Below are 13,230 nucleotides of genomic sequence, written 5' to 3' on the forward strand. Positions count from 1 at the left end.
GATCAGCCCCGCCGGAACGGTGACCATCTTCGGCGCCAACAGCGGCAACCCCATCACCTGGGTCCAGCTCGACTCGATCCAGACCATCTGGCGCTGACACGCGGAACCGCCCCCGCACCGTACAAACTCCGCAGGCGGGCCGCCATACTGGACGGGCCCGGGGAGGGCGTGGCGAATCGACGGGGGCGACAGCACGCGATGGCGGAGACCAGGCTGATCCAGGGCCGCTACCGGCTGCACGACGTGATCGGGCGCGGCGGCATGGGCGAGGTGTGGCGCGCCACCGACGAATCGCTCGGCCGCCGCGTCGCGGTCAAGTGCCTCAAGCCGCTGGGTCCCCACCGGGACCCCGACTTCACCAGGGTGGTGCGCGAGCGCTTCCGGCGCGAGGCGCGCGTCGCCGCCTCCCTCCAGCACCGCGGGGTCACCGTCGTCCACGACTTCGGCGAGTCCGACGGCGTGCTGTTCCTGGTGATGGAGCTGCTGGAGGGTCACAACCTCAGCCAGCTCCTGGAGGAGAACAAGCAGCACCCGCTGCCGGTCCAGGATGTCGTCGACATCGCCGAACAGGTCGCCGACGCACTCGCGTACACCCACCGCCAGGGCATCGTGCACCGGGACCTCAAGCCTGCCAACATCATGCGGCTCGGCGACGGTGCCGTGAAGATCTGCGACTTCGGGATTGCGCGCCTCGGTGCCGACATCGGCTTCACCTCGCGGCTCACCGGCACCGGCATCGCCATGGGGACCCCCCACTACATGTCGCCCGAGCAGATCAGCGGCGGCGAGATCGACCACCGCAGCGACCTGTACTCGCTGGGCTGCGTGCTGTACGAGATCGCCACCGGCGTCCCGCCCTTCGACCTCGACGACGCCTGGGCCGTCCTCGTCGGACACCGCGACACCCCGCCGGAACCCTTGCGCACGCGCCGCGCCGAACTCCCCGACTACCTCGACCGGATCGTCCTCGATCTGCTGGCCAAGACGCCGGACGGGCGGCCCGCCGACGCCGCCGATCTGCGCCGCCGGATCGTCACCGCCCGCACCGGCGGCGTCCCGGTCGTCTCCGTCCCCGCCCAGGTCCTCGACCCGGCCCCGGTGGAGTCCGCTCCGCCCCGACTGCCGTACTGGACGCGGGGCATGACCGCCGGCCACAAGGCGATCACCGGCCCGCTCGCGCCCCGGGAACCGGCCTACGACCCGGCCGCCGGGCTCACGGGCGTGTGGACCCGCCCCTCCCGCCTCCTTCCGCCGGCCGAGCACTCCCCGCCCGCGCGCCCCGCCCCGTCCGCCGAACTGCTCGCCGTCCTCGCCGGGCGGCACCGCGCCGGACTCGGCCTCGGCCGGCTCGGCCGCTGGGACGAGGCACGGGACGTGCTCCGCTCCGTGACCGAGGACCGCGAACGGGTCCTCGGCCCCGACCACGCCGACACCCTCGCCAGTCGCTACGAATACGCCTTCACGCTCAGCAGGCTCGCCCGCCCGGCCGACGCCCTGCGCGAGTTCGACCGCGTCGGCGAGGGCCGGGTACGCCTCCTCGGTGTCGACCACCCCGACACGCTCGCCGCCCGCCAGGAGACCGCCTACGTACTCGGCCGTCTCGGGCGGCACTTCGAGGCACACCGGCTGTACACGGAGGTGCTCGCCTCCCGCGAGCGCACGATGGGACCGGACCATCCCGACACGCTGCGCTGCCGCCACAACCTCGCCTTGAACCTGGGCAGGCTCGGCCGCACCGAGGAGTCGTACCGGATGGCCCGCGAGGTGGCCGAGGCGCGGGCCCGGCTGCTCGGCGCCGAGCACCCCGACACCCTGGTGACCCGCTACGAGGTCGCCTACACGCTGGGGCGGTTGGGCCGCTGGTCCGAGGCGCTGTCCGGCTACCGGGAGGTCGCGACGGCACGCGACTCCGTCCTCGGCGCCGACCACCCCGACACGCTCGCCGCCCGTTACGAGGCCGGGATCTGTCTGGGCCGGCTCGGCCGGGGCGCCGAGGCCGTGGACCTCTTCCGCGACCTCGTGGCGGCCCGCACCCGCGTCCACGGCGCGGAGGATCCCGAGACACTGCGCGCCCGCCACGCGCTGGGCGTCAACCTCGGGCGCGCGGACCGCTGGGACGAGGCCCTCGCCGAGGCGCGTGCCGTCCGCGCCGTCCGCGAGCGCGTGCTCGGGGCGGAGCACCCGGACACCTTGGTCAGCCTCCGCGAGACCGCCGTCGCCCTCGGCCGGCTCGACCGCTGGGAGGAGGCCCTGCCGGTCCACCGGCAGGTCGCCGAGGTCCGCGAGCGCGTCCTCGGCGAAACGCACCCCGACACGCTGGCCGGCCGCCACGACGAGGCGCACTGCCTGGAACAGCTCGGCCGGCACGCCGCCGCCGTCGAGCTCTACCGCAAGGTAGCCGCGCTCCGCCACCCCGCTCCGAGGCATGCCTAGGGTCTTTCGCCGGCGATCTTCGCGTGCTAGCAAGAGACATGACCGCACAGCGCTCGTACGACGCCGTCATCGTCGGCGGCGGCCACAACGGACTGGTCGCCGCCGCCTACCTCGGCCGCGCCGGACGCACCGTCCTCGTCCTCGAACGCCTCGGCTCCACCGGCGGCGCCGCCGTCTCCACCCGCCCCTTCGCCGGCGTCGACGCCCGCCTCTCCCGCTACTCCTACCTCGTCTCCCTCCTGCCGCCGAAGATCGTGCGCGACCTGGGGCTGCGCTTCACACTGCGGAAACGGTCCATCTCCTCGTACACCCCGAAGGGCGACAGCGGGCTGCTCGTCGGCGGCGGCCCCGACCGCACCCGCGCCTCCTTCGCCGCGCTCACCGGCTCCGACCGCGAGTACGAGGCCTGGCAGGCGTTCTACGGCCGTACGGGCGAGGTCGCCGAGCGCGTCTTCCCCACCCTCACCGAACCGCTGCCCACCCGCGCCGAGCTGCGCGCCCGCGTCGCCGACGAGACGGCGTGGCGGATGCTGTTCGAGGAGCCCCTCGGCGCCGCCGTCGAAGCGACCTTCACCGACGACCTCGTACGCGGCGTCGTCCTCACCGACGCCCTGATCGGCACCTTCGCCGATGCCCACGACCCCTCCCTGCTCCAGAACCGCTGCTTCCTCTACCACGTCATCGGCGGCGGGACCGGCGACTGGGACGTCCCCGTCGGCGGCATGGGCGCGCTCACCGACGCCCTCGCGGACGCCGCCCGCGCGGCGGGCGCGGAGATCCGCACCGGACACGAGGCGACCCGCGTCGAGACGGACGGCCGCCGCGCCGAGGTCACCTACCGCACGGCGGACGGGGAGGCCACCGTCGAGGCGGGCCACGTGCTGGTCAACGCCTCCCCGCAGGCCCTCGCCGCCCTGCTCGGCGCGACACCCCCGCCGCCCGCGGAAGGCGCCCAGCTCAAGGTCAACATGCTGCTCACCCGGCTGCCGAAGCTCCGGGACCGGTCCGTCGACCCGCGCGAGGCGTTCGCCGGAACCTTCCACATCGCCGAGGGCTACGACCAGTTGGCGACCGCGTACGCCGAAGCCGCCGCCGGCCGGCCGCCGAGCACCCCGCCGTCCGAGATCTACTGCCACTCGCTGACCGACCCCACCATCCTCGGCCCCGACCTCGCCGCCCAGGGCCACCAGACCCTGACGCTCTTCGGACTGCACACCCCCGCCCGGCTGTTCGCCACCGACAACGACACCACCCGCGCCGAACTCCTCAAGGCCACCCTCGCCGAGCTCGACGCCGTCCTCGACGAACCGCTCACCGACTGCCTCGCCCTCGACGCCGACGGCCGCCCCTGCGTCGAGGCGAAGACCCCGCTCGACCTCGAACGCGAGCTGCGGCTGCCCGGCGGCCACATCTTCCACCGCGACCTCTCCTTCCCCTACGGGGAGGAAGGCGCGGGCCGCTGGGGTGTCGAAACCGCCCACGCCAACGTCCTGCTGTGCGGAGCGGGAGCCGTCCGGGGCGGCGGAGTCAGCGGCATCCCCGGTCACAATGCGGCGATGGCGGTGCTCGGACGTTGACCGGCGGCCCGTCCCCACCAGCGGCGTGAAGCTGACCTGCGACCGCGCTTAAGAAAACCTCGATGGACCAGCGGCCCGGCGTACGGAAGATTCTCCTGCGGGATCTTGGCGTGAAACCGCGCCCGGACCCCCTCACTCACAGGACTCGTACGTCGGGAGCCAAGGCATTGAAGGCACTGGTCAAGCAGAAGGCGGAGCCGGGTCTCTGGCTCACGGACGTGCCGGAGCCCGAGATCGGCACCGCGGACGTCCTGATCAAGGTCAAGCGGACCGGTATCTGCGGCACCGACCTCCACATCCGCTCCTGGGACGGCTGGGCCCGGAAGACCATCGCCACGCCGCTCACCCTCGGCCACGAGTTCGTCGGCGAGGTCGTCGAGACCGGCCGTGACGTCGCGGACATCAAGGTCGGCGACCTGGTCAGCGGCGAGGGGCACCTCGTCTGCGGCAAGTGCCGCAACTGTCTGGCCGGCCGCCGCCACCTCTGCCGTGCCACCGTCGGGCTGGGCGTCGGCCGCGACGGCGCGTTCGCCGAGTACGTCGCCCTGCCCGCGTCCAACGTCTGGGTCCACCGGGTGGCCGTCGACCTCGACGTGGCCGCGATCTTCGACCCCTTCGGCAACGCCGTGCACACCGCCCTGTCCTTCCCGCTCGTCGGCGAGGACGTGCTGGTCACCGGCGCCGGCCCGATCGGCATCATGGCAGCCGCCGTCGCCAAGCACGCGGGCGCGCGCAACGTCGTCATCACCGACGTCAGCGAGGAGCGCCTCGACCTCGCCCGCAAGGCGGGCGTCTCGCTGGCCCTGAACGTCGCCGAGCGGACCATCGCCGACGGCCAGCGCACACTCGGCCTCAAGGAGGGCTTCGACGTCGGCCTGGAGATGTCCGGCAACCCGCGCGCCATGCGCGACATGGTCGCCAACATGACCAACGGCGGCAAGATCGCGATGCTGGGCCTGCCCGCCGAGGACTTCTCGGTCGACTGGTCGAAGATCGTCACCTCCATGATCACCATCAAGGGCATCTACGGCCGCGAGATGTACGAGACCTGGTACGCGATGTCCGTGCTTCTGGAGGGCGGGCTCGACCTCGCCCCCGTGATCACCGGCCGGTACGACTACCGCGACTTCGAGGCCGCCTTCGACGACGCGGCCTCCGGCAAGGGCGGAAAGATCATCCTCGACTGGACCGCGCCTTCTTCCTGAGGGTTCGGCTCACCTCCGGGGCGCCTGATGCGTGTGCCGACGGACGACCGTGCTCGCCCTTTCGACACCCGCGGCGCCCCTTCGGCTCACTCGCCCCTCCCGCTTCCCGCTTCCTGAAGGACCCCGAATGTTCTCCTCCGTACGCGACGACCTCCGCACCACCCTCGACGAGATCCGCGCCGCCGGTCTGCACAAGCCCGAGCGGGTCATCGGCACCCCCCAGTCCGCCACCGTCGCCGTCACCGCCGGGGGGCAGCCCGGTGAGGTGCTCAACTTCTGCGCCAACAACTACCTCGGCCTCGCCGACCACCCCGAGGTGATCGCCGCCGCCCACCAGGCGCTCGACCGCTGGGGCTACGGCATGGCGTCCGTGCGCTTCATCTGCGGGACGCAGGAGGTGCACAAGGAGCTGGAGGCGCGGCTGTCCTCCTTCCTCGGCCAGGAGGACACGATCCTCTACTCCTCCTGCTTCGACGCCAACGGCGGCGTCTTCGAGACGCTCCTCGGCCCCGAGGACGCCGTCATCTCCGACGCCCTCAACCACGCCTCCATCATCGACGGCATCCGCCTCTCCAAGGCCCGCCGCTTCCGCTACGCCAACCGCGACATGGCCGACCTGGAGCAGCAGCTCAAGGAGGCGGCCGACGGCGGCGCCCGCCGCAAGCTGATCGTCACCGACGGCGTCTTCTCGATGGACGGCTACGTCGCCCCGCTCGACGAGATCTGCGACCTGGCCGAGCGCCACGACGCCATGGTGATGGTCGACGACTCGCACGCCGTCGGCTTCGTCGGCCCCGGCGGACGCGGCACCCCCGAGCTGCACGGCGTCATGGACCGCGTCGACATCATCACCGGCACCCTGGGCAAGGCCCTCGGCGGCGCGTCCGGCGGTTACGTCGCCGCCCGCGCCGAGATCGTCGCCCTGCTGCGCCAGCGCTCCCGCCCGTACCTCTTCTCCAACACCCTCGCCCCGGTGATCGCCGCCGCCTCCCTGAAGGTCCTCGACCTCCTGGAGTCGGCCGGCGACCTGCGCGAGCGGCTGCGCGCCAACACCGCGCTGTTCCGCTCCCGGATGACCGAGGAGGGCTTCGACATCCTCCCCGGCGACCACGCCATCGCCCCCGTCATGATCGGCGACGCGTCCGAGGCCGGACGGATGGCCGAGCTGCTCCTGGAGCGCGGCGTGTACGTGATCGGCTTCTCGTACCCCGTCGTGCCCCAGGGCCAGGCGCGCATCCGCGTCCAGCTCTCGGCGGCGCACTCCACCGAGGACGTCAACCGCGCGGTCGACGCGTTCGTCGACGCCCGCGCCGCCCTGCGAGACTGAGGGCCCTTCTTCCGGATCGTGCCGGGCTCGCGGCGTCTGGCACGCGCATCTGCCGCGCTGTCGTCGGTCGCCTATGCTTCGCATGGACTCCCTCCTCCGCCTTGCATCTGCACGCACCAGACGCCGCTCGCTGATCGGGCCTGATCCGAAAGAAGGGCCCTAGGGGCATGATCGAAGCGCGGCGGCTGCACATCCTCCGGGCGGTGGCCGACCACCGTACGGTCACGGCGGCTGCCGCCGCGCTCTATCTCACCCCCTCCGCGGTCTCCCAGCAGCTCGCGGCCCTGGAGCAGGAGACCGGCCACCGGCTGGTCGAGCGCAGTGCGCGCGGGGCGCGGCTCACCCCGGCCGGCGAGATCCTGCTCAACCACGCCAACGCGGTCCTGGCCCAGCTGGAACGCGCCGAGTCCGAGCTCGCCGCGTACGGCTCCGGCGAGGCCGGCACGGTCACGGTGGCGGCCTTCGCCACCGGTATCGGCCTGGTCGTCGCCCCCGCCATCACCGGTCTCGCCCGCACCTCGCCCGGCATCCGGGTGCGGGTGCGGGACGCGGAGGGCGACGAGAGCCTGCTCATGGTCCTGGACCGGCAGGTCGACGTCGCCGTGGCGGTCGAGTACCGGGGGGCGCCGGGGGCGGACGACGCCCGGCTCACCCGCGTACCGCTGTACGCCGAGCCCTTCGACGCCGTCCTGCCGGTCGGCCACCGGCTCGCCGACGACGAGCGGGTCGCCCTCGCGGACCTCGCCAAGGACGCGTGGATCGGCCAGTCCACCGGCAACCCCTGTCATGACGTCACCGTCCTGGCCTGCGAGTACGCCGGTTTCGAGCCCCGCCTGGAGCACTCCTCCGACGACTTCCGCGCCGTCGTCGCGCTGGCCTCGGCCGCGGCGGGTGTGGCGCTCGTGCCGCGTTCGGCGCTGCGCGGGATGGAACTCGACGCCGTCGTCGTCCGGCCGGTCGACGGGGTCGCCCCGACCCGCCGCGTCTTCGCGGCGGTACGCCGCGGAGCCGAGGAACACCCCCTGATCAGCCCGGTCCTCGCGGCCCTGCGAACGGCGGCCGAACCGCGCGACTGAGCGGGCGCCCGAGCCGTGCCACCCCGGCGATGCGGTCCCGGCGCGTGGCCGGACGCGGCTCAGTCCGCCGATCTGCTCCAGCCCATCGCCTCGATCCGGCCCGCGTCCGACGGCCGCGCCTCGTCGAAGAGGGCCCGGCCGTCGCCGCCCACCACCCGCAGCCCGTCGACGTACACTCCCCGCCCGACATACCGCTGGTCCGTCGTGTACCGCCAGCGCAGCCGTACGGAGCCGGGGGCGCGGTCCGGCAGATCGGCCGTCAGTTCGTGCCAGACCCGCCCCGACCAGCCGCTCACCGAGCCGCCGGGGTGCTCCCGCGGCCGCCCACCTCCGCGTACGGTCGTGAACGGGACCGGCCCCCAGGTCGCGCCGCCGTCCCGCGACGCCTCCAGGAACGCGGCGTCGGTGACCGGCTCGGTGTCCCACCACAGCGCGCACTCCAGCCGTCGTGCGCCGGTGAGCGGGGGCAGGGTGAGCGTCGCGGTGGCCGCGCTCGCCATCCCCGAGAACCAGGCCGTCCGGCCGCGCGCCGGCCGGACCGGCACGGCGCGGGCCAGGTTGTTCGCGGCGGCGACCCGGGGCGCGGAGCCGGAGCGCCAGCTACGCACGGGGTGGACGGAGTTGCCGAGCACGACGAGGAACGCGTCGGTGGTCGGGTCGAGCACGAGGCTGGTGCCGGTGAAGCCGGTGTGCCCGGCCGTGCGCGGCGTGGCCATCGCACCCATGTACCAGTGCTGGTACAGCTCGAAGCCGAGGCCGTGCTCGTCGCCGGGGAAGGCGGTGTTGAAGTCGGTGAACATCAGCTCGACGGACGCGGGGGAGAGGATGCGGGCGCGGCCGTACGCGCCTCCGTTGAGGAGGGTGCGGGCGAGCACGGCGAGGTCCCAGGCGCAGGAGAAGACCCCCGCGTGCCCGGCGACGCCGCCCATGCTGTGCGCGTTCTCGTCGTGGACCTCGCCCCACACCATGCCCCGGTCGAGGCCCGACCAGGGGAGCCGGGCGTCCTCCGTCGCCGCGATCCCCGGTTTCCAGGACGGCGGGGGATTGAACCGCGTGCGGTCCATCCCCAGCGGAGCGGTGATCTCGTCGTGGAGCAGGACGTCCAGGGGGTGGCCGGTGATCTCCTCCAGGATCAGCTGGAGCGAGATCAGGTTCAGATCGGAGTAGAGGTACCTCGTGCCGGGCCGCTCGGCGAGGGTCTCGTTCCACAGCAGCCGCAGCTTCCCCTCCCGGGTCGGCTCCTTGTAGAGCGGGATCCAGGCGCGGAAGCCCGAGGTGTGGGTGAGCAGCTGACGGACGGTGACGTCCTGCTTCCCGCCACCGCCGAACTCCGGCAGGTACGCCGTGACCTTCGCCTCCAGTTCCAGCGCCCCGCGCTCGATCTGCTGGACCGCCAGGACCGAGGTGAAGAGCTTGGAGACGGAGGCGAGGTCGAAGACGGTGTCCTCAACCATCGCGATCCGCTCGTCGGGGGGAAGTTCGACGCCGGTGTCCGTCTTCTCGTCGTACCGCGCGTACCGTACGGCCGATCCGACGGCGCGGTGCAGCGCGACCGTCCCGCCTCGTCCGGCGAGCAGTACCGCCCCCGCGTACCAGGGGTGCTTGGGGGAGGGGCCGAGGAACCTCTCGGCGTCGGCGACCAGCCGGTCCAGATGCCCGGGAAGCAGCCCGGCCCGCTCGGCGGTGCCGTGCCGCAGCGTGAGCCGCCCGCCCCCGCCGCCGCCCCCGGAGGCCGCGGCGACCCCCGGGATCGAGCCGACCATCACCGCACCTCCCAGAGCGAGCAGTCCGCCGCCGAAAGCGCGGCGACCGACTCCCCGGTCCACCGGACCCGCTGCCGATTCCTCCGTCATCCCCTACCCTCTCCCACACCGCTGAAAGAATCCTTCGGGCACACCCGTATCGCCTGAAACTTTCTTACCGGGGTGCGGGTGCGTCAAGGAAGTGGGCGGCGGCGCAAAGAATCTGACACTTCATCAGCAAATTTCTTCCCTCGTCCGATCCACTGCGGCATCCGTGCCGCCCATGAAGACGAGCGCGCCGTGCAGCGCGTGAGACCTCCGGCCGCCGGGGCTTATGGGCGCTGATCGTACCCTTTGTGGCAGTATGCTGATCATGAGTTCGAGCGCGGCGAAGCTGACACGGCAGTGGACCACCTGGGGACCGGTCGTGGCGGCCGTGGCCCTCGGCGTCGCCTGGGGGCGCGAGCTGCCCGGCTTCGCCGTCGCCCTCATCGCGCTCTGTCTCGTCGCCGCCGTCCTGGCGGCCGTCCATCACGCCGAGGTCGTCGCCCACCGCGTCGGCGAGCCCTTCGGCTCGCTGGTCCTCGCCGTCGCCGTCACGGTCATCGAGGTCGGACTGATCGTCACCCTCATGGCGGGCGGCGGCGACAAGGCCTCCGCCTACGCCCGTGACACGGTCTTCGCCGCCGTCATGATCACCTGCAACGGCATCGTCGGACTCTCCGTCCTGGTCGGAGCGCTCCGCAACCGTGTCGCCGTCTTCAACGCCGAGGGGTCCGGCGGAGCGCTCGCCACCGTCTGCACCCTCGCCACCATGACGCTGGTGCTGCCCTCGTTCACCACGAGCCACGCGGGCCCCGAGTTCTCCACCGCTCAGCTCGCCTTCGCCGCCGTCGCCTCGCTCTGCCTGTACGCGGTGTTCGTCACCGTCCAGACCGTCCGGCACCGCGACTACTTCCTGCCGGTCCCGCCCGAAGGCGAGGACGCGCCCCAGTCGGAGGACGTGCACGCCGCGCCGCCGACCGTCCGGGAGACCTGGACCAGCCTCGGTCTCCTGGTCCTCGCCCTCGTCGCCGTCGTCGGCAACGCCAAGCTCGTCTCGCCGACCATCGAGGACGGCGTCGAGTCGGCGGGCCTTCCCCAGGCCGTCGTCGGCGTGGTGATCGCCCTGATGGTGCTGCTGCCCGAGACCCTCGCGGCCGTGCGGGCGGCCCGCAGGGACCGGATGCAGACCAGTCTCAACCTCGCCTACGGCTCCGCGATCGCCAGCATCGGCCTGACGATTCCGGCGATCGCGCTCGCCTCGATCTGGCTGTCCGGGCCCCTGGTGCTCGGCCTGGACCCCCTGCACATGGTGCTGCTGGCGCTCACCGCCGCGGTGAGCGCCCTGACCGTGGTGCCCGGACGGGCCACTCTCCTCCAGGGCGGCGTCCACCTCTCGATCTTCGCCGCCTTCGTCTTCCTGTCGTTCAGCCCCTGACGCGCACGACCCTCAGCTCCGGCGAGCCGAGGATGTCCCTCTCGCAGAACCGCGACGTCACCCAGTGCTCGCCCGCGTACAGCTCCGTCTGGTCGCTGAAGTGCGGCGAGCGGACGTTGGACGACTGGGAGTACGTCAGCAGGGTGCGGGCCACCGGGCAGCGGCTGCCGTCCCAGCCCACCGCCTGCACATGGCTCGTCCCGTGCGCGACCTCCGTGTAGCCGCCGCCCGCCGGATCCCACACCGATTCCGTCTTGTTCCAGATCCCCAGGGCCTCCGTGCCGCCGCTCACCGGGATCCGCTTGCCGCCGCGCACCACGAACTGGTGGGCGCCGAGCGGGGCATCCAGCGGGATCCGGGCCGCCCGCAGCTCCGCGACCGCGTCGGTGAGCGCCTTGCCGAAGCCGGCCGACGAGGTGTTCAGGGTGTGCGGGGTACGCACCGGATCGGCGGCCGAGAACGGCACCTTCCACCGCTCCGGGACAGGCACCCCACCGGTGAACCTCCGCCAGAACCGGTCGAAGAGCAGCGCTCCGCGGCTGCCGGTGTCCACCGTGCGGTCCCAGGCGCCGATCACCCGGCAGGCTTCCTCGTCCCCGGGAAGCACCGAGGGGCACGCCCGCGCCGCGTCGGCCGCGGCCAGGTCACCGGCGGGAGCCCGGTTGGCGAACTGCTGCGACTCCAGGTCCGCCACCGTCAGCCGGCCCCCGGCTGCCATCGCCGCCACATCCTCGATCCCGCCGCGGGTGCGCAGCGAGCGCGGGGTGCCGATGGTGCCGAAGACCCGTTCGTAACCGGTCAGCGGCCGGTCGGCGTTGGCCAGCCAGGCGCTGTCGTTGGAGTTCGCCGCGTACGGCGCGTTCCGCAGCACCGGCATCTTCGAGGGGCCGAAGACGCCGGGCTGTACGGCGTCCGGGTCCGAACCGAGCGCGCAGTCGCCCCGCGAGCCGTCGAGGACCGCCACACCGGAGGCCGGGTACGTCGCCCTGCCGAGCGGGGTGGAGCAGCGCTCGGCCAGTTCGTCGGTGATCCGGGGGAGGACCTGGGACTGGGTGAACAGCGAGTTCCCGGCAGAGTCCGCGGCGATGGTGTTGACCCACGGCAGGCCCTGGGTGCGGCGCAGCGTGCGGAGGATGTCCTCGGTGGAGCGCGCCTTGCCGAAGCCGAGCGCGGTGTCGGACCCGCGCAGGTTGACGGCGTTGGGGTCGCCCAGGGCGTAGGCGGTCGTCGCCGTCCACGGCAGCGGAAGCTGCGGCCCGAGCCCGGTGACCACCGGCCCGTACCGGGTCCAGTACTGCGTACGGGTGACGGTGCCGCCGTCCTTCACCGGAACGGTCACGGTCCGCCGGGTCATCCGCTCCGGCGTGCCGTCGACCAGATAGGAGGTCGGATCGGCGGGGTCCAGCGTCAGCTGGTGAAGGTTGAGCGTGACACCCGTCGCGACCGTGTGGCTCCAGGCCACCCGCTCGTTGAAGCCGATGTTGACGACGGGCGTGCCCAGCAACGAGGCGCCGGAGACGTTGAGTTCGCCGGGGATGGTCTGCTGCGACTGCCAGAAGCGGCGGCCGCCCTGCCAGGGGTAGTGCGGGTTGCCGAGCAGCAGTCCGCGCCCGTTCGCCGTCGTACTGCCGTGGAAGGCGACGGCGTTGGAGCCCATGGTGGCGTTCTCGGCCGCTAACAGCTCCCGGGCCGCGGCGGCCGTACGCGCCGGGTCCGGGCCGCTCGTCGAGCCGGGCGCCGCGGCGGCGGGCGGCCGGGCGGCCGTGATGCCCTCGACGCCGCGGCCCTGCCCGCCGAGCACGGAGACCGCGAACCCCCGCCGGGCGACGTCCAGCCCGGTGACCGGGCGGACCCAGGCGGCGCCCGCGCAGGCCGGGTCGGTGATCCGGTGGTCCTTGAGCCACGCGTTGTAACCGGCCGCCCAGCCCCGCATCAGCTCCTTGACCTGACCGCTCGGACCGGACGGGGCGGGCCGGTTCAGGAGTGACTCGACCGTGCCCGCGTCCCGTACCCCCCGGAAGTAGAGGTCGCTGGAGAGGTTGGTGGCGGCCGAGGAGAGCGAGCCGTCCGGGGCCCCGTCCGCGCCGAAGTACCGGGAGCGTTCGCCGTTCACCGTCACGAAGCCGTCGGCGAGGGTGCATATCTGGTCGGCGGCCTGCGCCCAGCCGGTGCCGAAGCCGAGGCCGGCGTAGTCCTTTGCGACGATGTGCGGGATGCCGTACTCGGTGTAGCGGATGACCGCCGACAGGCCCCGCTCCGCGGGTCGGTGGTGCCGGCCGCCGGAGTCCGCGACCGCGGCGGCCGGCAGCGAGGCGGTGACGGTGGCGAGGGCCGCGCCGGTGAGAGCCAGCTGTTTCAGACGGGTACGGAGGTTCAACGTTCCTCCCGAC

The 13,230-nt window shown here is 72.9% G+C and carries 8 protein-coding genes; 6 read left to right on the top strand and 2 right to left on the bottom strand.

Features of this window, described 5'->3' with window-relative positions:
- Nucleotides 1–198 precede the first annotated feature (198 nt).
- The 5 genes from ACWDX6_RS26520 to ACWDX6_RS26540 all read left to right on the top strand — a co-directional run bounded on the left by ACWDX6_RS26520 (nt 199) and on the right by ACWDX6_RS26540 (nt 7,618).
- Nucleotides 199–2,433 carry a tetratricopeptide repeat protein gene (locus ACWDX6_RS26520; protein WP_451487398.1) on the top strand — a complete coding sequence of 745 codons (2,235 nt, stop codon included), beginning with the start codon at nt 199–201 and terminating at the stop codon, nt 2,431–2,433.
- A 38-nt stretch (nt 2,434–2,471) separates the two neighbouring features.
- Complete coding sequence (locus ACWDX6_RS26525; protein ID WP_451487399.1) at nt 2,472–4,010, top strand: phytoene desaturase family protein; 1,539 nt, start codon at nt 2,472–2,474, stop codon at nt 4,008–4,010.
- A gap of 167 nt (nt 4,011–4,177) precedes the next feature.
- On the top strand, nt 4,178–5,215 hold the full coding sequence (gene tdh / locus ACWDX6_RS26530; RefSeq protein ID WP_451487400.1) for an L-threonine 3-dehydrogenase: 1,038 nt from the start codon (nt 4,178–4,180) through the stop codon (nt 5,213–5,215).
- A gap of 127 nt (nt 5,216–5,342) precedes the next feature.
- Nucleotides 5,343–6,542, top strand: a complete 1,200-nt coding sequence (locus ACWDX6_RS26535; RefSeq protein WP_451487401.1) for a glycine C-acetyltransferase — start codon at nt 5,343–5,345, stop codon at nt 6,540–6,542.
- 167 nt (nt 6,543–6,709) lie between these two features.
- Complete coding sequence (locus ACWDX6_RS26540) at nt 6,710–7,618, top strand: LysR substrate-binding domain-containing protein (RefSeq protein WP_451487402.1); 909 nt, start codon at nt 6,710–6,712, stop codon at nt 7,616–7,618.
- Between the two features lie 59 nt (nt 7,619–7,677).
- Here the strand turns inward: ACWDX6_RS26540 and ACWDX6_RS26545 are convergent, their stop codons facing one another.
- Complete coding sequence (locus ACWDX6_RS26545; protein ID WP_451487403.1) at nt 7,678–9,471, bottom strand: serine hydrolase; 1,794 nt, start codon at nt 9,469–9,471, stop codon at nt 7,678–7,680.
- 262 nt (nt 9,472–9,733) lie between these two features.
- On the opposite strand from ACWDX6_RS26545, the gene ACWDX6_RS26550 reads away from it, so the two are divergent.
- Nucleotides 9,734–10,840, top strand: coding sequence for a calcium:proton antiporter (locus ACWDX6_RS26550; RefSeq protein WP_451487404.1), 1,107 nt, complete (start codon nt 9,734–9,736; stop codon nt 10,838–10,840).
- Here the strand turns inward: ACWDX6_RS26550 and ACWDX6_RS26555 are convergent.
- On the bottom strand, nt 10,830–13,217 hold the full coding sequence (locus ACWDX6_RS26555) for a penicillin acylase family protein (RefSeq protein ID WP_451487405.1): 2,388 nt from the start codon (nt 13,215–13,217) through the stop codon (nt 10,830–10,832). The genes ACWDX6_RS26550 and ACWDX6_RS26555 overlap by 11 nt on opposite strands.
- Between the last annotated feature and the right edge of the window lie 13 nt (nt 13,218–13,230).

The sequence above is a fragment of the Streptomyces sp. NPDC003027 genome, from assembly GCF_053591435.1.